The sequence below is a fragment of the Psychrobacter sp. TB55-MNA-CIBAN-0194 genome (genome assembly GCF_040309505.1).
Taxonomy (GTDB): Bacteria; Pseudomonadota; Gammaproteobacteria; order Pseudomonadales; family Moraxellaceae; genus Psychrobacter; species Psychrobacter fozii.
Genome location: NZ_JBEOOW010000007.1, coordinates 96,972 through 120,924 on the forward strand (window position 1 = coordinate 96,972; position 23,953 = coordinate 120,924).

The window sequence follows — 23,953 nt, forward strand, 5'->3', positions numbered from 1 at the left end:
GGCAAGCTTTACAAGCTATCTAGCGACTCAATCAAGAGATCAAATAAGTGTTACTTTTAGTTATGCGAATATATTTTATCAACATATTCATTAATACCAAAGAAATTTATGACTCATGCGTTTATTTTTTACTTTTGAACTATCTCACAGCTGATATTCTACTCATTGATAAGTAATCCTAATAGCGACAAGGCGAGCCACTACTCGCATGGTTGAACCCCCACTTACGATAGCCATCAGTATCTAAATGAATAGCGCCTGTCGCATATAACCCTAAACCAAAATTATGCCCGCTTCCCTGATATTGCCAAAATTGACACAATCCATCCTGCATTGTACTACGCTGCCATGGGTTATATTCATATTCTGGCACCCAGATGTCCATAGCACTAGCATTCATGTGCTTGCTGCTGTCAGCACCGCCTGCACAATCATTGAGGCCGGGACTACGATATACCGAACGTATTTCACTACTTGCAGGCAAGATGCCCTGCTGCTTGAGCTCACTATACAGACGTAACGTCGGTACAATGTTTGCCCATAATTCTTGCGGAGGCAACTGATAAGGCTCATAGCCACATTTACTCCAGCTACGAGCAGTAGTCAATAACTGTGATAGTGGTGGTACGTTTTTTGCGCCCACTTGCGAGCTGAGATAGCGTTGATACTCTGCCACTTGTTTGGCACGGTAACTGTTATTATTCAGCCAGACATTAAAGTCAACACTGACAGCGTCATTGTCATCATTGTTTCCTGTCTCATGGCCATCATGATTGTGTTCTGTGCCATAAGTAGGCGGACGCCGGTTGATATTGACACGTTTGTTTTCTTCGATAGATAGACGGGCATCCAAATTAAAATCACGCTGTTTTTGAGCAATCAATCCCTGCATGCTATCGCCATTGGTAGCATTGTCGCCACTCAGCATCGTAACACCAGGGCTGTGAATTGAGTTATTTGTGGAAGGTTCAATGTAGACATTACTACCTTGACGTACTTGTATTCGACGTTCACTATTATCACTGGTAAGCGCAGCATGGGCAGAAATACTGCTGGCACACACAAGTAATGCAATCATAGGCTGCTGAATATGCCTATAGTTTCGGGCTGTTATATTGATCATCGCAAGAGACTACCGCTAAAAACGTTTTATCGATACTATCAAATTTTCAGCAAGCAGGCTAAACTATCGCTTCTAATCAGAGGTGTGATATTCGTAATTAACACTTATCCTCATAATTTTTATAATTATGTGACTTTATTGCTTAGGTGTTACTTTTTACGCAACATTGCACTAGGGCATGTCTTCATTTCAAAAATGGTGATAAAAATGAGATAAATTGCCGTCAAACAAGAAAAATAGCGCAGATGATATCGAGATATTAACCAGCTATTTGACGATGTTTGGCAAGATTTAGCCATTTTTAGCCATTTTTAGCCATTTTTAGCCCATTTAGATGACTATCGGGTGAATTGAAGACACGCCCTAGTAAATAACACCCTGTTCTCTCTGAATCTATATCATTAGATAAAACTTTTCTTTTACACCAATTGCCAGACTCACTTTGCCTATGTCTTCTAATCCGCAATATCGTTTTTCACGTCAGAGCCATCACTTCGGCCAAGGTCATGCACCAACGCTATGGCAGCGTATTCATATCGACCCATGGCTAACCCTGCTTTTATTAACGGTTTGCTGCATTGGTTTGACGATTTTATACAGTGCTGCAGCCCAAGACGTTAATATGGTCATACGCCAGATGATCAGCTATGGTGTGGCGTTTACGGTTATGGTTATTATGGCGCAGATACCTCCTAGTATTTATCGTACCTTTACGCCCATATTTTATGTGCTTGGGCTCATACTGTTGGTGCTAGTTGATATCATCGGTGAAGTACGTATGGGTGCTCAGCGCTGGATTAACCTACCTGGGTTTGGTAGTGTTCAGCCATCAGAATTTATGAGGCTGGGCATGCCGATGATGTGTGCTTGGTTTCTGTCCAAACGTGAGCTGCCACCGTCCGCTTCTAGTATCGCTATCACGTTGGGATTAATCATAGTACCTGTGTTATTGATTGCCAAAGAGCCTGACCTTGGCACCTCGATATTGGTAGCAGCCAGCGGTATTTTTGTGTTGTTCTTAGCAGGGCTATCTTGGCGACTGATTTCAGCAGCAGCCATTCTAGCAGTACCTCTTATCGCCTTCGCTTGGAACTTTCTATTACACGACTATCAGCGAACACGCGTCATGACATTGCTAAATCCTGAAGCCGATGTTCAAGGGGCTGGTTGGAATATCATTCAATCCAAAACCGCTATTGGGTCTGGTGGCCTTACAGGAAAAGGCTACTTAGAAGGTACGCAGTCGCACCTGCACTTCTTACCAGAGGGTCATACGGATTTTATTATTGCCGCTTTTTCTGAAGAGTTTGGCTTGCTAGGTGTGTTGCTATTGATGTTTATTTACTCTTGTATCCTCATGCGCGCCTTGTACATTGCCTTTACCCACCCTGATGCCTATAGCAGATTGTTAGCAGGTGCTATTGCCATGTCCTTCTTTGTTTATGTATTCGTCAATGTCGGTATGGTTGGTGGTATTTTACCTGTGGTTGGTGTCCCTCTACCTTTTATCAGCTATGGTGGTACTGCTATCGTAACGCTAATGGCAGGCTTTGGGCTGCTAATGTCTATTCACACCCATAAATCAGGTTAACGCTGATTTGTCAAAAAACACTTAAAGATAACTGGGAGGAGTAAAATAGAATAGCACTCCTCCTATCAAATCTTTTAATCATTAAATTAACGGATTAAAGTAGTGGATTTAGACAGCAGTGAATTTAAAAACAACTGAGCATGAATATTAAACAATCAAATATTAAACCTAACTAATGATTTTTAGTATCTGACTATTTCAATAAAAAATATAATGGCCGTCAAAAAATCACTCATACACGCTATAAAAAACACTTATAAATAGTTGATATATATCACATAAACACCAATTTTATCTTTAATTCCTTTCTCGAGAAATATACCTCCATAAATAGTACTGATAGATTTTAATCCTTGTTTTTTACAAATAATTGCGTTAACCTCGTTCAAATGTACTTTGATACATAACCCGTACAGAGCTACTAAAAAAGTTTTCATTCAATTATATTCTAGTTGTAGCCTAGCCGTATAGTAAGCAGCTCGTAGATTTTGAGCTTTCAAATACACTACTTAATTAACGGTTTAGCCACAAAGTTATACGTAAAGTCATTTATTAGGTAATAGGTTTAGTACTTAACTTTCCTATTTAAGTAATGTGCTTTATGAATATCGTTGACTATCATTTGAGCGTGTCATAAGTACTTTCAGTTAAGTGACTGTAACCGACTTATGATGATGAAAAATTACCCTATATTAAAATCTATAAAAGTCCTATCTGGTATCAATCATTATATAAAAACTAGATTGATAATGCGGCTTCAGAGTGTATGACACAGTTAATTCGAACGGATACTGTGACACTTTATCTAACATGATTAGAGTTAGGTTTTAATGTACATGTTATAGAGGTATCTATGAATAAGCGTTTATCTGGTTTACTTACCGTATCAGCAGTATTGTTTGCTGGCTCTGCAGCCGTTACTAATGCCAATGCTGTAGACTCCAAAACCTCCCTTGCGATGATTTCACAAGATAACGCCTCCCATATCGATCGTGTGCTTGGTGAGCTTAGCCGTCAACATGATGGTGCATCAAGTTTGGTTAAGTCAGCACGTCAACCTACTTCTTTAGCACTTAGCAGTTCACTGTTGGCTAATGACTCAACCCAAGTAAGCAACGATGAAGATGTACTAGAGCGTCTGACAGCCGTTGCCTCTAATTCAGTCAGCAAATTTAAGCAGACTGGCCTAGCGTCTTGGTATGGTCGTAAGTTCCATGGCCGTAAAACAGCCAGTGGCGAAACCTTTGACATGAACGCATTGACGGCGGCACATCGCTCATTGCCATTGAACTGTTATGTTAAAGTTACCAATAAGACAAACGGTAAAAGCGTCGTGGTAAAAGTGAATGACCGTGGTCCATTCCATGGTAACCGTGTATTAGATCTATCTTATGGCGCTGCTAAACGCCTAGGTATTACGAACAAAGGGGTTGGTAACGTTTCTATTGAGCGTGTTTCAGGACCATAGTTCTGCCGCAATAGTTTTATCACAATCGTCCTGCCGCAACCTTTATCTATCTAATAGCTATATCAAACAATAAAAAGCGCCTAACCATGATGAGTTAGGCGCTTTTTTATTTAGCTTAAATTGACTATATCAGAATCAAAGACATAAGACCTTACAATTCAAATGCGCTCTCAATCGCATCATCAAGCCGCTCTACAGCAATGACATTAATACCTTTAAACTGAGGTGCATTCTTAGCAGGCGCATTGGCCTTTGGAATGATGGCATGCTTGAATCCATGCTTCATCGCTTCTTTGAGACGCTCTTGCCCATTAGGTACAGGGCGAATTTCACCAGAGAGTCCTACTTCACCAAAGACCGCTAATGACGATGGCAATGCCCGTTCCTTAATGCTTGAGGCACAGGCCAATAACACTGCTAAATCAGATCCTGTCTCTATGACTTTGACACCACCGACCACATTGACATAGACATCTTGCCCACTGGTATGAATACCACCATGACGGTGCATGACAGCTAACAACATAGACAGACGCTGAAAGTCCAACCCCAATGCCATCCGTCTAGGTGAACCTTGTGAATCATCAACTAAGGCCTGTACTTCTACCAATAGAGGTCTTGTGCCTTCGCGACTGACCATGACAACAGAACCAGCCACAGGTTTATCATAACGACTCAAAAATATCGCTGATGGATTGGCGACTTCTTTGAGACCCATGTCAGTCATACCAAAAATACCCAACTCATTCACTGCACCAAAACGGTTTTTAACGGCACGAATCATGCGAAACTTGGAGTCTGACTGACCTTCGAAGTACAACACTGTATCTACCATATGCTCGAGTACACGAGGTCCTGCTAGCGTGCCCTCTTTCGTCACATGACCCACTAAGAATAGTGCGGTGCCCGTTTGCTTAGCATAGCGGGTCAAAATCGCCGCAGACTCTCGAATCTGACTGACACCGCCCGGTGCAGAGTTGATCGCATCTGTATAAATCGTCTGAATAGAGTCAATAATAGCAATCGCAGGCTGCTCTTGTGTCAAAGCCGCACAAATTGTCTCCACATTGGTTTCAGCGAGTACGCGCAGCCTATCTGCAGGCAAATCCAAACGTTTGGCACGCATGGCTACTTGTGCAAGTGACTCTTCACCTGTCACATACAGTGCACTACCTGCCAGTGAATCAGCACGTGCCATATTAGTCGCCGTTTGCAACAGAATAGTCGACTTACCAATACCAGGGTCACCGCCTATCAGTACTACAGAACCAGCGACCAATCCACCACCTAGCACTCGATCAAACTCACCAATGCCCGTTGGTAGGCGCGTGTCTAACGTTACACTGACTGCATTAAGCGGCATAACCGCGCTATGGGTACCTGAATAATTACCCGCAGGTGCACCAGTACTACGAGAGACGGCACGACTGGCATTAGGTTTGGCTGTGTTTTTATTATGATGTGGCATGCTGACATTAGGCGCTTCGACCAAGCTATTCCATTCGCCACAATCGGTACACTGACCTGCCCACTTACCAAAATGCGCACCGCAATGCTGACAGACATAACTGCTCTTATTTTTTGCCATAATTTATGAGCCTTATTCAGGTGTTCAATCAAAAATAACTGGGAAAATATCGTGACACTTGTATGAGTGCTAGTCTAGTTTACATATAAGTATTAGTTTAAGAATGACTTAGAGACCAATCAGCTGTAATCATGACGGACTATGCGCGATAGAGGTGATGGCATCAAATATAGTCAAATCCATATAAATTCAACTATAGAATGATGTTCTAGAAATAAGAAAATTAGCGATAGCAGTAGCTGGCTGAAAAAAGTAATTAAACCTTTTGATTCTAGCAGCCAGCCTAAATATTAGCGTGATATATGCGAAAAGACGTTGGTTTATACCTGAAAGTCTTTACCTAAGTAGACGGATTTTACCAGCTCATTGTCTAAGACTTCAGCCGAAGTACCTTCCGCAATGATAGCACCTTCTGAAACGATATAAGCCTTTTCACAAATAGCCAATGTATCGCGTACATTATGATCCGTAATTAAAACGCCAATACCACGATTTTTTAGGGACAGAATGACGTCTTTAATATCACCTACAGAGATAGGATCAACGCCTGCAAAAGGCTCATCTAATAATATGAATTTTGGGTCAGCTGCTAATGCACGTGCAATCTCACAGCGACGACGCTCACCACCTGACACACTCATCCCCAAAGATTTTCGTACATGCTCTAGATGGAATTCACCGATTAATTTTTCAAGCTCTTGCTTTTGCTCACTTTTGCTTAACTCTTTGCGAGTTTGCAAAATAGCTAGGATATTATCTTCGATAGACAATTTACGGAAAATAGAAGCTTCTTGCGGTAAATAGCCAATACCTGCGCGAGCACGCTCATGCATTGCATATTTAGATAGGTCCATTTTTCCTAACGTCACACGGCCTTTATCCATGTTAACCAGACCCACCACCATATAAAAACTGGTCGTCTTACCTGCGCCGTTGGGTCCTAACAACCCAACGACTTGTCCTTGTTCAACAGAGAACGAGACATCTTTTACGACCCAACGTTTACCATAGCGCTTACCTAGATTTTGCATCGATAATCGCTCAGCAGGTACTGTATTATTACCCGTGGCTGAAGAGTCTATATTTTTACTATCACTCATAACTTACTCATACTGTTGAAAAATCTAAGCACTGGTGCAGACTGGTTTGTATATTGATACATAGACGATTTAACGTCTTAGCGTACGCCACTTTGGCTGCTGCCATTACTGGGTGGGAACACCAACTCTACTCGTTGATTACCACCAGCAGTTGCCTCAACATCACCTGCTTTTAGGCTATAGCGAATGACATTACCAGCAAAACTTGCACCATTTTGAACCAACTTGGCATTACCTGTTAGAGTAATGATGCCAGTGACTGCATTATAATCGATCTTGCTGGCTTGGCCTTTTGCTAAGCCTTTTTCTTGAGTCACTACCTGCTGCATAGTCGCTGGACGTCCGGTCGCTACGGCTGAGTTAATACTACGCTGCTGCGATAAATTGACAGTGATATTGTCCGCTGTCATCTTAAATGTACCTTGAGTGATACTGACATTGCCTGAGTAACTGGTCACGCCTGTACGCTCACTATACGTCGCTTTATCAGCCAACAGTTTTATTTCTTGATTGGAATCTGATGGTAGCGCATGGCTATAAAGTGGCAATGCTAGCAGCATGACCATTGGTAACTTGCGCAGTTGACGCAAGCTATGTGCTTTTGAATTTGAGCGCAAAGTAGGCAAAAATTTAGATTTCATAAAATCACTCGTTTTATAATGGGTAGTAGAATTTGCAAACTTTATGCTAGCTGCTGTCTTTTTATATAAGCAATAAGCACCGTTATCATTAGAACAATGCTTTATCTTGGCGTTCAGAAGGGGTAAAAGCAACAGCGACGTGGCCAAACTCATACTCACCTGTTTCAAGATTGGCAGTCATACTAGAGGCTTCAAACCGGTTCATCCCTTGCTCGACCTGAACAGGCTCGTCACTATATACTTTGCCTGACTTAGTATTACCTTTAAGGATACTACCTGTCACTTTTATTGGCTCAACCTCAGACGCGTCTTTATTGCCTTCGCTAACAAGTGAAAAGCCACCTGACAGACTAAGCTCACCTGTCTCTTGACTGATAGCAGCCGTACCCGCTTCAATACGATAGCGCTGTTCAGCGGACGGCTCCCAATTCATAGTAATACCTGACATTTCGTCCAGATTGGTCTCTGGATTATGCGTCAAGGACTCAGCCGTCAGCTCATACTCAGTCTCACCTTCATCGTTAGTCTGTACCGCCTTAATTTCTGTTGCCTCATAATCGACATCAGTGGGCGCCATACTAACTGGTGGCGCAACATCACCCTGCTGCTGAAAAAACCAGCCTGCAATACCAGCAATAATTAATGCAATAATTACTAAAACACGAGTATTCACGACAAATCATCCTGAGTTTTTACTTCATCAAGTGTATAGTGCGCAATGAAGTCTTGATAGTGTCCATGACCTTTTAAGATGAGATCACATATTTCACGTACAGCGCCAGTGCCACCTGCACGAGTCGTGACCATATCGCTTCGATTGATTACTTCCGCATGTGCATTAGGGACTGTTGCAGAAAACCCGACTGTTTGCATCGCTTTAATATCTGGTAAATCATCACCCATATAAGCACAATCAGCGGCAGTAATATTAAGTGTTGGATCAAGGGTTGATAGCAGCTCATTTAGCGCAATGAGCTTATCATCACGTCCTTGTACCACATAGCCAACACCCATCTCGAGGGCACGTTTATCAACCATAGCACTGCTACGACCAGTAATAATAGCCGTTAAGATACCATAACGCGCTAAAGACTTAACACCAACGCCATCATGAACTGAAAATGCTTTGGTCTCGATACCATTGGCATCATAGATGATTTGACCATTTGATAAGATGCCGTCAACATCCATTACCAGTAATTTTACTTGTCCAGCTTTTTTGATTAAGTCCTGCATCATGTACCTCTTGCTTAAAGCCGTTTGTTAGATTTTATTATGATAAGCCGATATCACCAGTCTACTTACTTTACACCAGCTTGCAACAAGTCATGTACCGTAATAATCGCTTCCAAACGATCTTCGTCATCAATAATTAACAACTGACTGATACTGTTTTCATTCATCACGCTAAGTGCATCTGAGGCACGCATAGATTTACTAATACGGCGTGGATTACTGACCATCAATTCACCCATTGGCGTTTGTAGATCAATGCCTTTTTCTAGGCCACGGCGCAGATCGCCATCTGTAAACACACCAATGACTTTATCACTCTCATCAGTCACCACTGTCATACCCAAGCGCCCAGCAGACATCGTAAATAAAGCTTCTTGCAGTGGGGCTTGCTGATGAATAAGTGGCAAACTTTCAGACTGAGTATGCATCAAATCTTCAACTCGCGTTAGCAGCTGACGACCTAATGCACCGGCTGGATGCGACAATGCAAAATCTTCTGAGGTAAAATTGCGAGCATGTACCAAAGCAACTGCCAGTGCATCGCCAAGGGCCAACGTGGCCGTGGTGCTCGAGGTAGGTGCCAGATTAAGAGGACAAGCTTCCTGAAACTGACCAAGTGTTAAGACAATATCAGCGGCACGAGGTAGCATGCCACGCTTGTCACGGCTAATGCTAATCAATGGAATATTTAGACGCTTAACAACAGGCAGTAGCATCTTGATTTCATCAGACTCACCCGAGTTGGAGATAGCAAGTAGCACATCACCTTTTACCAACATACCCAAGTCACCATGCCCGGCTTCACCAGGATGCATAAAGAATGATGGTGTACCAGTAGAGGCAAATGTTGCCGCGATTTTACGGCCAATCAGTCCTGACTTACCCATACCGGTCACTACCACTCGACCCTGACAGGCCAAGATAGTATCGCAAGCTTGTGCGAATCTATCATCTATCTGTTCTGTCAACAATGTTAGCGCAGATATTTCGGTATTAATCGCCTCGATAGCTCTATTGATAAACTGCTTATGGGTCAAATTGGCTTGGGTGTTATCCATGAAAACGCTCTATTTTTATAATGAATCAATCAGGTATTTTACTATACTATGACTAATATTAATAACATTAGGCTACTAATAGCATTAGGTAGTTGATAACATCAGGCAAAACCTATCGATAGCCATCATGATCTACCTATTGAATCATTATTGTGTGTTTATTTATACAAAAAAAACCCACTATAGCAGCAGGTCTTAATCGAATAAGTCATATCTTAACGATGCATCGTCGAAGACGCATTCAAAGATTTAACCGTTGTTATCATTAGATCCATCATTTGGCTTATCTTCAAAGCCTGCATTGTCTGCTGGATTCTCAAAACCACGATCTTGACCAAATCCACCACGCTCAAATCCGCGTTCTTGACCTTGACCAAAGCTACCGCGTTCAAATCCGCGTTCTTGGCCCTGGCTAAATCCGCCACGATTAAAACCACTACGGTTAGAAGCAAAACCACGCTCTTCAAAACCACCCGTGCTAGCAGGGTTACTGCCACGCTCGAAACCGCCACCTTGATAGGCCGTTGGCGCTGCGCTTTGAGGTTGTTGGGTGCTAGTGCCAGTCGTCGTGCTACTACGAGGATTTCGAGCTGGCACTACGGTTGAGATGGCATGTTTGTATACCATTTGACTCACAGTATTCTTAAGCAAAACAACATATTGATCAAATGACTCAATTTGGCCTTGCAGTTTGATGCCGTTGACCAAAAAAATAGAAACAGGAATGCGATCTTTGCGCAGCGAATTCAAGAACGGATCTTGTAAAGTTTGTCCTTTTGACATGAAATCTCTCCTAAATATTATATAGTTATGTTTTGAGCGCCAATTATTTTAAGTGTTGATTTAATTATAATGGCTGAAGGTAGATACAATAATAAGCTATCTTTATAAAACGTATCTAAATAAACCCTAATTGTTGTCAAGTGATTCCACTTTATCGTGAATACATTATTATTGTAAATAATTAAGTAACTACTTGTATCATTGATGATTATTTTCAACAAGCATCAGTAACTAGCAATTAGGAAAGTAGTGTTAAAGCCGTTACTTTCATAGATTTAAATTATAGCAGTTATCTACGTTATAATTTGAAACTAATTGTCACTACTTTCTGATGGCTGTGTAGCGTCTGTTTCTATACCAAATTTTCAGTACATTACGCTTTACGCGCAACTTACCTTTGAGCTGATAATCTACTCATACGAGTAATTTTTAGTATAGATAATCTCTTACCTCTGCCATCGTTGTAAATGTCTTTATAATAATACCTGTGTCTACAGAGGTATTCTCATCATTAGGCAAATCAGGTGTCTTTATCACCTCTGTCGTGGCATGAGGCAATTGCATGACTTTACGCAACCAAGTGTACTGCCGTTTTGCCAGTTGTCTTGTAGCATATAATGCCTTATTTTGCATTTGCTGACAAGCAAGTGCCTCGGTCTCTTCACTAGATAGCAATGATTGCGCTGACAGCTCAGTGGTATTATTTGATGTTGCTTGTCCACCTACTGATTCTGAATATTCCCCAAAAGCATCATAAAACTGCGCTTTGTCCAAATGCGGTAACTCAAATATTGGATGATTAATATGTACCAAGTACTCCAATACTTGTCTATAGCCAACACAGCGCATAGCAGGCAAATTAGGTGTTAATGTATATTGCTCAAGTAAACCAATCACTTCAGCTACCAGCCCTTCATTCCACATTATATCTAGACGTTGAGCGATACGCGCATGTAGCCATGGACGATCAGGCATCACTGCTAATACATGCCACTGCTGATTGGGATTATGTGCCAGCGCTTGTTTAGGCTGACGTTGCCAGTCACTGATGGGCATGTTTGTTTGGAGATAAACTTCAACCGCTCGGGTAATGCGCTGAGTATCAGTTGCATTAAGACGCTCATGACTTATCGGGTCAACTTGACCAAGGTAATCATACAAAGCTTCAATACCTTCCTCTTGCCGCCACTGCTCCACACGTGCACGCACGCTATCGTCACTATCAGGTACAGGTGATAGTCCATCAAGTAGCGCCATGTAATACATCATGGTACCGCCCACTAATAACGGTATCTTGCCATTCTTATGACAGTTATCAATCAAACTAGCGACATCTGCGACAAATTCCGCAACACTATAGCCCTGTGTCGGATCAATGATATCAACCAGATGATGCGGATAACGTGCCAGCTCACTAGCCGATGGCTTTGCTGTGCCGATAGTCATATCACGATATATCAGTGCTGAATCTACTGAAATCAGCTCGTAGCGCCCTGTATCATATAGCTCATATGCCAATGCAGTTTTGCCACTCGCAGTTGGCGCCATCAAGCACACCACGCTATTATCTGTCAGCTTATGAGATAAACCATCAGACGAATGTCTCATAGAATTGCCTTTAATCATTATTTATAGGTAAGTAATATTTATGTTTCAGTAAGGTGTGCTACCGAACTTAGCTTGGTATTGTTTCAGGGGTAGACAGAAGCATCAATGTTACTAGGTGACTGCTACTAATCGTCTTGATAGAGTTTTTAATTAACAACGCCTCAATATCTGTTATAAATACCATCAAGTCTTGCGTAGACATCTGCTGGCTCATGGTAATAAGCTGCTGATTTATTTCTCTCGCACTAATGATAGGCTTATCGTGCTGCAATACATTACTGCGCAGTATCTGTGATTCAAACAGTTGGTTCAACTTTGATTGCCAATCCTGTTCTCCAATAAGAAAGCACTGTCCTTGGTGAAAAAATAACAACCAAGGTAAGGTCTTACCATCAATGCTTTTAACAATGTCAGTGCCAATTGCTAACTTATCAAAACTACTAATAACCTCTAAACAAATTGGTAAAGGTATCGTTCCCTCCAATACGTTGGGTAAAGTATGAGTACGCTGATCAGTAGACTCATTGCTAACTAATTCTGACTCTGCTGAATATTGAGATTCAGATATCCTCTGGATTGTCTGACTGGCTGGCAGCGCATAGAATTGCTTAGCAGTATTTACCTGCCTACTGCGATTCTGAGATACAACCCTGTCGTAAGGCTGATCGGTAGCTACCATATCTACCCTTTCATCACTTATCAGCGTGTTATCTTCTATTAATAGTTTGTCAAATTTTTCAGGCTGTTCGTTTACTTCGATATTTTTCAGTTGGGACTGTATCGTATGGTTTAAATGCGCCATGATATTATTTAGCGGGCTAATCTTAATGCGCTGTTTCGATGGATGCACATTGATATTGAGCCACTGGGTTGGTAGGTCAAAATAAAGTGCGTAACCCATACCAGTTAATTGCGCACTCTGAGCCAATTGACGGAGCTGATTATTAATTAAGGCTTCTTTGACCAGTCGACCATTCACATAGATTAGCTTTGGCAACGCCGATGACCCCTTGGCTTGCTGCTCGTGATATATAGGCCACAACCAACCGCTGATACTTGCTTGACTACCAAAGCTATTATTATTGGCGTACTCCATTGTCTGTTGCATCAGGCTAGACAGATCAATCGTGATCTTTATGGCATTATCTATTAGTGAAATACCCGTGGCTTGCTCAAGACGTGATAACGGCAGACGGCTAGCATTTTCGTTGCCGTTTCTATTAACCCCTATCGTGCTATCATCTATATGCACACTATTTGAAGGCATTGAACCTACAGATAGTGACGTTGAAGACAATGTATTTGAAGACAGGGTGTCTGAGGATAGAGACATGCGTTTTTTATTGTCATGAAACAGCGTCAGCGACACATTTGCCCGTGCCAAAGCAACTTCTCGAACGATTGTCTCAATGTGCCCAAACTCAGTCGCAATAGATTTCAAGTTACCGCGACGGGCTGGTACATTGAAATATAAATCTTTGACGGTAATCGTCGTTCCACGATTGTGTACAACAGGTACTAATTTTGGCGTATCAGCCAAGACACCAGCGACCTGTAACTGACGACCAACACCACTATCATCATGACTACTGATCAGCGTCAAACGGGACACTGCAGCGGTTGCTGCCAGTGCCTCACCGCGAAACCCCAAAGTAGTGATTCCGTGTAGATTAGCGACATCAGCGACCTTACTGGTTGCATGACGAGTAATTGCCATGACCATATCATCAGGATGGATACCCACCCCATTATCGACCACTTCAATCAAGCCCATACCGCCTTGAGTGATGCGAACCTCAATATTGGTCGCGCCTGCATCGATGGCATTTTCAAGCAGCTCTTTGACCACGGCTGCCGGACGCGTCACTACCTCACCCGCTGCTAATTGGTTGATTAACAATGGCGACAGTTTTTTGATACGTGTATTAGCGTAATTATTAGACATTGATGAGCATCATATATTTTGGACTATAGACATTGTGTACAACATTAAATTTTGAGCGTTGATAGATCTAAATCTAGCGCTTGTCCTACTTTTGATAGTCGCAGCTCAACTAAACGAGACTCTTTACTATGATTATCACCATCACCTTGCGTCATATCAATAATCAAAGTCGGCGGCGGTAAATAGCCATCCGCTCGGCTTGCCCATTCAATAATGACCAATGCATTCGGCTCATCTAAATACTCATCAAACCCAATAAAAGACAGCTCTTCTGGGTCTTGAAGACGATACAAGTCTGCGTGATAGACTGGCTTAGTTGTGCCATCACCTTGCTGAATAATATAAGGCTCTACCAAGGTATACGTCGGGCTTTTTACTGCGCCTGTATGACCAAGCGCTTGCAGCCAATAACGAGTCAACGTAGTCTTACCTGCACCCAAGTCACCTGCCAGCCAAACACTACCAGTCAATGGTAAATCAGCTAACTGCTGAGCCAATGATTGAGTATCTTGCTCAGATTTCAGTATCAATGTTTGCGAGTATTTGCCGTCTTTTATAGATTCATCAGTGTGCATCAGTCTGAACCTGCCTGTACTTGTTCTGTCTGTACCTGCATAGTCACCGATGGGTTGATAAAGCGCTCACCGCGAATCAGTTTGGCATACAGTTCAGGGTCATTCCATTCTTTAGAGACTTGGTCGCTAAACGCAAACTCTTCCAAAACCAGTTTACCCATTTGATCATTGGCCACGTCATCAGCAAAACACTGCGCATAACCCGTTGCTGTTTCGTGCGCAATAACTGAGTAGACACTGACATCAGACTCGCCATTTTGCATTTGAGTCTGGCGCAAAATCTCTTGCGCCCAAAAGAAGATAACACGCGAGAACTGCTCTGCTGACGGTGATACTGGCAAGCTTATCCAGCGTGCACTGAACTTTTTGCAGGCATCAATATACTCAGGATCGTCTTTATTCCAAAAACAAATAGCATGATCGAAGCTGTCGATAATATCTTTGATCGAAGACTTTAACAGACCAAAATCATAGACCATCTGACCGTGATCTAAGCGCTTGGCTTCTAGAATCAGCTCAATCTGATAGCTGTGACCATGGATAGAATGCTTGCAACGTTCAGAACTACAATTACGAACGATATGAGCATTTTCAAATTTAAAAAGTTTACGAATACGCATAATAATTTGACCAAAACAGTAAGCACGATGGTGCTAAATGTTAATAAATAAGAGTTTGCCGCGTCTATTCATCGGCTTGTCGCTCATTATAGCAAATCGCCATGTATCCGTAAGTAAGCACTTATGAATACTCATATTTATTATACGAATTGACATGACGCAATTTTAGCTAATAGGAGCAATCCATTTAATCGTAGACGAATTGTGCGAATACTATCTATTACTAGTGCTTAAGCCTATACTCAACCCAGTAAACGGCTATGTTGGCCGTCATTATAACGGCACTGCCTCAAACCAGCTCACTTTGGCTTAGAGAATGGCATGTGTTATCTAAAAAGGAAACTACCATGAGCAAAGGTCAAGATAGTAAAAAGAATGTAAAAAAGAAACCGCTTTTGACGGCAAAAGAAAAGAAAGCGGCAAAACAAGCTAAGAAAGAAGACAGCGGCAGTATCTTAGGTAAGCATTAATAGTAAGTGTATCAATATGCTAATCAAACTTAACGGTTTGATTGGCATTTTTTTTGAGTGAGCTACTAATTTTTAATTAGAGCGTGTCCTCATTTTAAAAATGGTGATAAAAATGAGATAAATCGCAGTCAAACAAGGAAAATAGCGCAGATAATATCGAGATATTAGTCAGCTATTTGACGCCATTTGACAAGATTTAGCCACTTTTAACCCATTTAGATAACTATCGATTGAATTGAGGACACGCCCTAGCCACTGCGCGGTGCAAACATAATAATCGCCATTCCTAATAGCGCGACAATAGAACCTACAACATCCCAAGTGGTTGGTCGTATACCATTCACTGTCCACAACCATAAAATCGCCATGACCACATATACCCCACCGTAAGCGGCATAGACTCTGCCTACAGCTGTTGGATGCAATGTCAGCAACCAAACGAAGGCTGCCAAACTCAGTACAGCAGGTATAAGAAGCCAGATTGACTTACCTTCTCGCAGCCATAAATAAGGCAGGTAGCAGCCGATAATTTCTGCTAATGCTGTCAACGCAAACAGCCCAACGGTCTTTAATTCTGTCAAAACTTACTACTCCTCACCCATTACTCCTCTACCGTGATAAACCCCGTCAGATATTGTACGGCATTACCAGAGACCAGCGCCCTATCCTCTACAACCATGCAATCGAGTACCCCACCGCGACTAGATACTTGATAGGCAACCAATTCATTTTTCTTCAAACGCTCAGCCCACAATGGTGCTAAACCTGTATGCACCGATCCTGTCACAGGGTCTTCATCGCCACCATTGGCAGGCCAAAAATATCTCGAAATAAAATCGTAATTTTTATAGTCGTCTGATTCAGATTGACATGTCACCACCACATCTAAAGGCGCTAGCTGCTTTAACTTTTCATTATCACGTTCTACATTTAGCACATCCGCTTCAGAATTATAAATCACAAAATATGCTTGTTCATTACGATAAACATCAACAGGAACAACTGACAGACCTGCTAACAACTCCTGAGGAATATCGGTAACCTTTTCAGGCTTTCTGTTTGGGAAGTCCATTTGTATTTTACCAGTGTCTGTTTGCACAACGGTCAAAATACCAACAGCTTTGGCTGAGAGTTTGATAGACGTTAAAGTGGGGTTTTTCTTAAATAACACAAAGGCAGACGCCAAGGTTGCATGCCCGCAAAAAGCAATCTCAGTAAATGGTGAAAACCAGCGGATATGGTAAACATCTTTATCATCAGTCTCATCTAAAACTAGAAATGCCGTCTCGGATAAGTTGTTTTCCATCGCAATAGATTGCATCAGCTCATCGGACAACCAATTTTCTGTGATAATAACCGCTGCGGAATTACCCTTAAAAACGCTATCAGTGAAAGCATCGATGATATTTATTTCTAGCTGCATTTTATATTCTCATTTTTATAAGTGTTTAAAGATTAATCTTGGTCCTCATCATCTTCAGAGAAGTCAAAATACAGAATATTTGACCAAAGTCCAAGGCCGAGATCGTAGATAGCTTGTTCTGGGTTATTCGCGGACAATGCTTTTGGCGGTGTTGAGCGACGACCAAACAGTTTGGTCCAGAAGCCAATAGGTTTAGGCTGCTCGCTCACTACTGGCGCAGGCGACAACAGTGACTGATACGCTGCTTCTATCTCAGGCTGCAGGTTCTGCACTTGATTGAGAAGTGCCAGATTTTGTGCCTCTACTGGCGTCTCACTCATCTCAAAAATCTCGCCACACTCCAAAATAAAGTACTGATTTTGGTTCTCTGGCATTTTTAAAAATTCAAGCGCCTCTGCAATTGTAGCTTGAGCAGCAGGTAACGTAATACCTGTTAAGAATGCTTCAAGGTTTTGCACACCACTAGCATAATCCCCAATGAGAGCAATCTTTTCAGCGCTGTCCCAAATTACTGATAGACAGGCTTGCGGATTGCCAGAGAGCAGAACTTTAAAGGCGATTGGAATATCATAATTATATTCTGAAATACCAGTTAGCACACGGCTGCTATCATCTTGATTTGGTTCGGGGATAGTGTTGGTCGAATACAGATAACTACGATTCGCCATAATAATCACTCCAATTTATAATAATTAAATCAATCACCATACGTTCTTTTGTTTACAATAGTATTTAAGACCATCCATTCGATAGTTGATGTGAGCGCCATTGTCATTATCCAATATACCCTGATTAAAATGACATGACAGTCAGAATTACCGTAAAATCCATCATATAGTTGAATTCAAATAATTTCGATACAAGGAAGCCGAGTGCAAGTGATACATTAGTATGCTTAGCGAGGATGACGATGTAGCGGATTTATATGGACTTGACTATAGCAAACAAACCTCTTAGAGAGTGCTCTATCGAGGCCATACCGACACTTTACATAGGAAGTTAGCGTCATGATGCGTATTGGATTATTTTTATTGACCAACTTAGCAGTGATTGTGATATTTAGCATTGTGTTTGGTATTTTATCGAGGTTTTTTGGGATTGGTGGTGTCCATACAGCAGGTGGGCTGAACTATATTAGTCTTGCCATTATGTGTGGTATCTACGGTATGGTTGGCTCGATAATATCGCTATTTCTGTCAAAATGGATGGCCAAAAGATCAACGGGTACGGTCGTCATAGAATCTCCACGCAACGCGACTGAGCAATGGCTGGTCGATACGGTAGCCAAACAAGCACGGGCGGTAAATATCGGCATGCCTGAGGTTGGTATTTTTAATAATTCTCAGCCAAACGCCTTTGCGACTGGCTGGAATAAAAACAAGGCACTGGTGGCGGTGTCGTCTGGCCTACTACAGAATATGAATCAAGATGAAGTCGAGGCAGTATTGGCGCATGAGATTGGTCATGTGGCTAACGGCGATATGGTCACGCTTGCCCTCATTCAAGGGGTAGTGAACGCTTTTGTGATGTTCTTTGCACGCATTATAGGCAGTTTCGTTGACCGCACTGTGTTCAAAAATACCAGTAATCGTCCAGGTATTGGTTATTTTATCACCAGTATCGTGATGGATATCCTGCTTGGGTTTTTGGCGTCTGCCATCGTGATGTGGTTTTCACGATTACGTGAATTTCGTGCGGATCAAATGGGCGCAAAATTGGCCAGCCGTGAAAAAATGATCAGTGCGCTTGATGCGTTGCGTCCTTCTGCACAGCGTCCCGACCAAATGCCAGAGAGTATGAAAGCGTTTGCAGTCTCGTCTGGGCAAACGCAAGGCTTTAGTATTGCAAATCTATTCCGCTCACACCCAACGCTTGATGACCGTATTGCGGCGTTGAGAGCGTATAATCCTAGTGAAGCGTAATAGAAAAATCTTCAAATATTGCAGACATAATCTTTAGATTGAATCGAATATTTATAAATTTTGGTTTAACACAGTCAAAATTGCGGTTTGAAGAATTTAGGTCTGATATGGTTGTTAGACTTAAATGGTGCTTAGAACGTACCCTACTAAGTTGTATCACCAACTATTAAAAGGTATATTTGATACGCTAATATCAACTCCTTCCAGACCTTCATTCATTAATAGTTGCTCTATAGATTTTAAACATCTATGAGAATTAGGATTAGGGCCAATACAAATTTGTTTTATTATATCTGGATACTCTTTAATTACAGGTAATACTAAAAACGGCACAATATGAGACTTTGATACTCGGTACTCAACATTTCTGGAAGGATTTCTAGAGACTAAGCGCCATTCTGACTCTTCATAGAAACTAGAATGCTTAATTAATGGTGCGCAGTCATTGATTTTTTCACATAGGTTACTTAACGCCTTTTCTGTTCTTAACTTACTTTCTCCGCTCGGAATATTTTTACGTTTAGTAAAATCGAATTTTACTTTTTCTTTGGATGAAAGTTCATTGTACTCACTACGCATTAAAGATCGCTTCGGAAGTTGATTTAGGCATTCGTTAGTCGCATCCAGAATCATCTTTTGTTGATCTTCCTCATTATATATACACTGCTCTAATTTGAAGCCGTTTTCTTCACAGTATTCTTTTAACAACTTTTGATCGAAACCTATTGAAACACCCGCACCTTGAGGGCAGTAACCTCGCCATTGGCTTAAGAGATCATTTTTCTCACTGAAGCTAGATACAAACACTTTATGCTTAATCATACTTTCTAGAGCGTCTCTTATAACCCATCCAAATCCTGCAAGATAGTCATCTTCCATGTAAATACGGCTTGAGTAACTCTTTGCAAAAGATAATGAATGAATGAACTCGCTGGAATCGTTTAAAAACTCGCAATGACTGGCCCAAATAGATTTACCAGTAATCATGCCAATCAAGCCCTGCAAACTAGTGTAGTGATAAAGAGTGCTCACTTTTTATAAATTCTCCATAATAATATTAAAACAGATAATAGTAGCCGTAGTCCGCCAAGCACACCAAGAAAGTATATATAAGTGTAAATTAATGAGCTTACTTTCAGACCTGTAAGTTAAAGCTCATTAATTTACACTTAACCACGATAGATAGTAGCAAGAACAAGATATCACCGCTAGCTCTGACAGTAGCGGCTATCCTGCCATAACCGCTAAGTTGCATAAAGTAGAGCTGTCACTTTATTCCTCAGACCCAAAAAGCGATATTAAACCATCCCCTATGATTCCTCGCCAAGAAAAGTAATCATGCCCTGCCCCATACTCTTCATAACGAGCGTCATACCCTTTTGCCAATAGCACATCACGCAGATGACGATTGGTTCCCAATATACCATTGCTACTACTATTACCACGAGCCGTTTCAAACACGCCAGCACTCAAAAAGAAACGAACGGGTACTTTATTCATTTTTATGACTTCAGACGCTACAAAGTGCTTATCATCTGCCGTCTGATCTTCTGGCTTCCACCAAAAAGAACCAGACATAGAGATAACATTGCCAAATATATCAGGATGACGTAGCGCAATAGTCGTAGCAGCCAATCCGCCATAGCTGGACCCTGCAATGACTGTTCTATCCTTTGGTATCGCTACTGGCAACCGTTTATTTACTTGCGGTACCAGCTCATTGGCCAATACATCTGCAAATACAGGGTTGGCAGGTAATTCACGCGCACGAGCATCACCATCAGGATTACTGATAAATACCACCGTCACAGGTGGAATCTCACCTGCTGCAATTAAATTTTCTAATATCGTTGGCAATCCAACCGTATCGATATATGACTCGGCATCAAAGATATACAACAACACCGCATCGTCTCTATTGTTCTGGCTGTCATCAATAGCAGGAGAATAGATAGTGATGTCTCGGGTATTATCTAATATGCTACTGGTGAATTTAAAAGTAGAAAGCTCGCCTTTGGGGATTTCTTTTTGCACATCTAGCCAAGGCCTTTTGGGCGCATCTTCCAGCGTGACAGTTGATTTTGTCGTGTACTTATCAATTGCTGACTCAGGCCATGGATGGTGATTATAAGGATCAACCTGAGCCACAGCTTTTATGGCAATTCTACGGGCACGCCCAGACAATGGTAGTTGAGGCACATTAGGCGCTATTTGATAAGAGAGATGGGTGTTGTTTGGCACAATAAAGCTTTTGTACCATGTATCAGAATCAGCCAGCTGTTGTAGTGACTCATGGTTATTGGAAGGTCCGCCCAATAGTTTTACATTGTTATAATGTCCGCGTACCAAAAACGTCATCAAGGTGCCTGAATCTGTATCTTCTATAAGCGGCGTACCCAACGCTTCTATATTTGCCCAAAAACTATCAGTATTTTGCCCTTTTTGCAGTGATTCACGTAATGCCGATACTTTTGGACTGAGTAGCGCATCAGAACTTTCTAAATGATTTTCTAAAGAGCCTTCTAAATCCTGCTCCGCCAAACTGACACGTTGTTCGAGCACTATCTGATAAGCACCTGAGCCAGACAATCGCCATATCTCTGCGCAGTTTTCGGCTACTGAATAGAACTTTTGCTTGTCAGTTTTATGGTCAATCAAACGGCGCGATATTTCTCCTGTGGCATCGATGATATCCATCGTCATCGTATTATCACCACTCTCAACATATCCGGTCAGATAGTCACCCTTGTCACAAGGTACGTTGATATCTAATGACTTAGACTGTGACTGAGTGTGTGACTGCGGCTGAGTGTGTGGCTTGATATTATTATTCTCGCTGTTGGAATAACTTAGCTCACCTTTCACAGGACTTCCCACTTTTAACACTGGTATTTCCGAACCAAATGCCGAGAATGACATCGAATATATCAAACAAGTAAATCCTGCTATCGCCCATTTATTAGAGAGAAATCGTATGTATGTCATCCATTGCTCCTTATTCTATTCACTGGCAAATACCTAACCTCTACAATTACAAGATGTCTAGCCAATAATATAGTCAAATCCATATAAATCCGCTACATCGTCACCCTCGCTAACCATACTAATGTATAGCTTGCACTCGGCTTCCTTGTATCGAAATTATTTGAGTTCAACTATACAAAGCTGAAATACTACCTTACTTTTTCTATTAATGATATTGAAAATCATTATCATTTAAATATTTATAAGTTGAATGTCTAGCAATGGCTTAACATTCTTGCAAGCCCTTTAACCTAAAATTCTGTAAAAACAAAAAAAAGCCCCTCTGACTCAATAGTGAGTCAGAGGGGCTTTCGGATACAGATTACAACTAACTAGATATCAAACTCAAGCGCTCTATCACCATTCTCGTCTTTGATACGAGTTGGCAAACCAATCTTATTTAATAGATTGATAAGTGGCTTAGCATCAAGCTCTTCGACGTTGACCATCTTGCCTGCGTCCCATTCACCGGTAGCAACAAGCATAGCGGCCGCGACAGGTGGCACACCCGCAGTATAAGAAATACCTTGGCTACCCATGGCTTCAAAGGCTTCTTTGTGATCAGAGACATTGTAGATAAATACTTCGCTATCTACGCCATCTATCTTGCCTTTAACCTTATCACCGATACAAGTTTTGCCAGTATATTCTGCTGCTAAAGAGCTTGGATCTGGTAGTACAGCTTTCACCACTTTTAGTGGGATGACTTCTTGCCCTTCAGCCGTCATGACAGGCTGCTCAGACAACAAGCCTAGGCTTTGAAGCACAGTAAAGACATTGATATAGTGCTCACCAAAACCCATCCAAAAGCGAATGTTTGGCACGTCTAAGTTGGCTGATAATGAGTGAATCTCATCATGTCCGCTTAGATAGCTGTTTTGCATACCAACCACAGGCAGATCATCCGTACGCTTCACTTCAAACATTTTGTTTGACTGCCACTTACGATCTTGCCAAGAATAAACCGTACCCGTAAACTCACGGAAATTAATCTCAGGATCAAAGTTAGTGGCGAAATATTTGCCATGGCTACCAGCATTGATATCGATAATATCGATGTCTGTGACCGAGCCTGCATCCATCATGTCATAGCCAAGACGCGCATAAGCGTTGACCATACCAGGATCGAATCCTGCACCTAAGATAGCGGTAATTTTATTGTCCGCACAGCGCTGCTTACGCTTCCACTCATAGTTGTTATACCATGGCGGCGTCTCACAGATCTTACGAGGATCTTCATGAATAGCCGTATCAATATAAGCAACTTCCGTTTCGATACAAGCTTCTAGCACACTCATATTCAAAAAAGGTGAGCCAACGTTGATAACGATTTGGATGCCTGTGTCTTTTATCAGCTGTATCAGCGCAAGGATATCCATGGCATCGATTTGATGAGTATGCAAAGTCGCTGGCTGCTTGAAGCTGCCTTTCTCTTGCACACTTTGAGCGATGGCATCACACTTATCTACCGTGCGTGAGGCAATATGAATATTACCGAGCACGTCATTATGCATGGCACATTTATGCGCAACTACTTGAGCGACACCGCCTGCTCCAATGATGAGCACATCTTTTTTGTTGGTTGTAGCTTGTTGGTTTGTGTTCAATGAACAATCCTCCTTTGTGTCCCTGTCGATACCATTGATAGCGGCTATGCAAAACAGAAACGAGTGAATGATATGCGTGAATTAAAAAGGAAGACCGAGGAAAACCCACGCACCCGTCGGGCAAATGCCATTTTTTACCAATGGATATTTGCCCGAGGCGATTATAACAAT

General features: G+C 41.8%; 22 protein-coding genes. 4 read left to right on the top strand and 18 right to left on the bottom strand.

The window, feature by feature from the left end; genetic code table 11:
• Positions 1 to 178 precede the first annotated feature (178 nt).
• Complete coding sequence (locus AAEY75_RS09825; protein WP_227681388.1) at positions 179 to 1,078, bottom strand: D-Ala-D-Ala carboxypeptidase family metallohydrolase; 900 nt, start codon at positions 1,076 to 1,078, stop codon at positions 179 to 181.
• A gap of 493 nt (positions 1,079 to 1,571) precedes the next feature.
• Here AAEY75_RS09825 and rodA point away from each other — a divergent pair, with 493 nt between their 5' ends.
• Entirely contained in the window at positions 1,572 to 2,714 is a 1,143-nt protein-coding gene (rodA, locus tag AAEY75_RS09830) for a rod shape-determining protein RodA (protein WP_197101499.1), read from the top strand.
• 853 nt (positions 2,715 to 3,567) lie between these two features.
• Positions 3,568 to 4,182 (top strand): septal ring lytic transglycosylase RlpA family protein, encoded by a 615-nt coding sequence (locus tag AAEY75_RS09835; protein WP_110923780.1) that lies wholly within the window; start codon positions 3,568 to 3,570, stop codon positions 4,180 to 4,182.
• A gap of 151 nt (positions 4,183 to 4,333) precedes the next feature.
• Here AAEY75_RS09835 and radA read toward each other — a convergent pair whose 3' ends face one another.
• The 11 genes from radA to AAEY75_RS09890 form a co-directional block, all read right to left on the bottom strand.
• Complete coding sequence (radA, locus tag AAEY75_RS09840; protein ID WP_197217417.1) at positions 4,334 to 5,770, bottom strand: DNA repair protein RadA; 1,437 nt, start codon at positions 5,768 to 5,770, stop codon at positions 4,334 to 4,336.
• A gap of 320 nt (positions 5,771 to 6,090) precedes the next feature.
• A complete protein-coding gene (gene lptB, locus AAEY75_RS09845; protein WP_197217419.1) occupies positions 6,091 to 6,870 on the bottom strand; it encodes an LPS export ABC transporter ATP-binding protein in 780 nt (259 codons plus the stop codon).
• Positions 6,871 to 6,947: 77 nt separating this feature from the next.
• Positions 6,948 to 7,436, bottom strand: coding sequence for a lipopolysaccharide transport periplasmic protein LptA (gene lptA, locus AAEY75_RS09850; protein WP_227681408.1), 489 nt, complete (start codon positions 7,434 to 7,436; stop codon positions 6,948 to 6,950).
• A 163-nt stretch (positions 7,437 to 7,599) separates the two neighbouring features.
• Entirely contained in the window at positions 7,600 to 8,184 is a 585-nt protein-coding gene (gene lptC, locus AAEY75_RS09855) for an LPS export ABC transporter periplasmic protein LptC (protein ID WP_197217423.1), read from the bottom strand.
• Positions 8,181 to 8,747 carry a KdsC family phosphatase gene (locus tag AAEY75_RS09860; RefSeq protein WP_197217572.1) on the bottom strand — a complete coding sequence of 189 codons (567 nt, stop codon included), beginning with the start codon at positions 8,745 to 8,747 and terminating at the stop codon, positions 8,181 to 8,183. The genes lptC and AAEY75_RS09860 overlap by 4 nt, the downstream gene beginning before the upstream one ends.
• Positions 8,748 to 8,812: 65 nt before the next feature.
• Positions 8,813 to 9,805 carry a KpsF/GutQ family sugar-phosphate isomerase gene (locus AAEY75_RS09865; protein ID WP_197217424.1) on the bottom strand — a complete coding sequence of 331 codons (993 nt, stop codon included), beginning with the start codon at positions 9,803 to 9,805 and terminating at the stop codon, positions 8,813 to 8,815.
• Between the two features lie 249 nt (positions 9,806 to 10,054).
• Positions 10,055 to 10,588: an RNA chaperone Hfq gene (hfq, locus tag AAEY75_RS09870; protein ID WP_110923773.1), complete on the bottom strand. Its 534-nt coding sequence runs from the start codon at positions 10,586 to 10,588 to the stop codon at positions 10,055 to 10,057.
• 429 nt (positions 10,589 to 11,017) lie between these two features.
• Positions 11,018 to 12,196 carry a tRNA (adenosine(37)-N6)-dimethylallyltransferase MiaA gene (gene miaA / locus AAEY75_RS09875; RefSeq protein ID WP_352259483.1) on the bottom strand — a complete coding sequence of 393 codons (1,179 nt, stop codon included), beginning with the start codon at positions 12,194 to 12,196 and terminating at the stop codon, positions 11,018 to 11,020.
• A gap of 67 nt (positions 12,197 to 12,263) precedes the next feature.
• Positions 12,264 to 14,141: a DNA mismatch repair endonuclease MutL gene (gene mutL / locus AAEY75_RS09880; protein WP_352259484.1), complete on the bottom strand. Its 1,878-nt coding sequence runs from the start codon at positions 14,139 to 14,141 to the stop codon at positions 12,264 to 12,266.
• Between the two features lie 44 nt (positions 14,142 to 14,185).
• On the bottom strand, positions 14,186 to 14,716 hold the full coding sequence (gene tsaE / locus AAEY75_RS09885; protein WP_352259485.1) for a tRNA (adenosine(37)-N6)-threonylcarbamoyltransferase complex ATPase subunit type 1 TsaE: 531 nt from the start codon (positions 14,714 to 14,716) through the stop codon (positions 14,186 to 14,188).
• Positions 14,716 to 15,336 (bottom strand): 6-pyruvoyl trahydropterin synthase family protein, encoded by a 621-nt coding sequence (locus tag AAEY75_RS09890; RefSeq protein WP_352259486.1) that lies wholly within the window; start codon positions 15,334 to 15,336, stop codon positions 14,716 to 14,718. The genes tsaE and AAEY75_RS09890 overlap by 1 nt, the downstream gene beginning before the upstream one ends.
• Positions 15,337 to 15,683: 347 nt before the next feature.
• On the opposite strand from AAEY75_RS09890, the gene AAEY75_RS09895 reads away from it, so the two are divergent.
• Complete coding sequence (locus AAEY75_RS09895) at positions 15,684 to 15,806, top strand: hypothetical protein (RefSeq protein WP_265090119.1); 123 nt, start codon at positions 15,684 to 15,686, stop codon at positions 15,804 to 15,806.
• A 248-nt stretch (positions 15,807 to 16,054) separates the two neighbouring features.
• Here the strand turns inward: AAEY75_RS09895 and AAEY75_RS09900 are convergent, their stop codons facing one another.
• The 3 genes from AAEY75_RS09900 to AAEY75_RS09910 are packed head-to-tail and all read right to left on the bottom strand — an operon-like array spanning position 16,055 to position 17,897.
• Positions 16,055 to 16,387: a YnfA family protein gene (locus tag AAEY75_RS09900; protein WP_352259487.1), complete on the bottom strand. Its 333-nt coding sequence runs from the start codon at positions 16,385 to 16,387 to the stop codon at positions 16,055 to 16,057.
• A gap of 20 nt (positions 16,388 to 16,407) precedes the next feature.
• Positions 16,408 to 17,229, bottom strand: coding sequence for a PhzF family phenazine biosynthesis protein (locus AAEY75_RS09905; RefSeq protein WP_352259488.1), 822 nt, complete (start codon positions 17,227 to 17,229; stop codon positions 16,408 to 16,410).
• A gap of 32 nt (positions 17,230 to 17,261) precedes the next feature.
• The gene (locus tag AAEY75_RS09910; protein WP_352259489.1) at positions 17,262 to 17,897 is read right to left on the bottom strand and encodes a DUF7822 domain-containing protein; all 636 of its coding nucleotides are present in this window, start codon (positions 17,895 to 17,897) and stop codon (positions 17,262 to 17,264) included.
• A gap of 339 nt (positions 17,898 to 18,236) precedes the next feature.
• Here AAEY75_RS09910 and htpX point away from each other — a divergent pair, with 339 nt between their 5' ends.
• A complete protein-coding gene (htpX, locus tag AAEY75_RS09915) occupies positions 18,237 to 19,151 on the top strand; it encodes a protease HtpX (RefSeq protein ID WP_352259490.1) in 915 nt (304 codons plus the stop codon).
• Between the two features lie 156 nt (positions 19,152 to 19,307).
• On the opposite strand, the gene AAEY75_RS09920 is transcribed toward htpX, so the two are convergent.
• From AAEY75_RS09920 to AAEY75_RS09930, 3 genes are all read right to left on the bottom strand, one after another.
• Positions 19,308 to 20,138: a DUF2971 domain-containing protein gene (locus AAEY75_RS09920; RefSeq protein ID WP_352259491.1), complete on the bottom strand. Its 831-nt coding sequence runs from the start codon at positions 20,136 to 20,138 to the stop codon at positions 19,308 to 19,310.
• A gap of 285 nt (positions 20,139 to 20,423) precedes the next feature.
• Positions 20,424 to 22,136, bottom strand: coding sequence for an alpha/beta hydrolase-fold protein (locus tag AAEY75_RS09925; RefSeq protein WP_352259492.1), 1,713 nt, complete (start codon positions 22,134 to 22,136; stop codon positions 20,424 to 20,426).
• A gap of 371 nt (positions 22,137 to 22,507) precedes the next feature.
• Entirely contained in the window at positions 22,508 to 23,782 is a 1,275-nt protein-coding gene (locus AAEY75_RS09930) for a saccharopine dehydrogenase family protein (RefSeq protein WP_352259493.1), read from the bottom strand.
• Between the last annotated feature and the right edge of the window lie 171 nt (positions 23,783 to 23,953).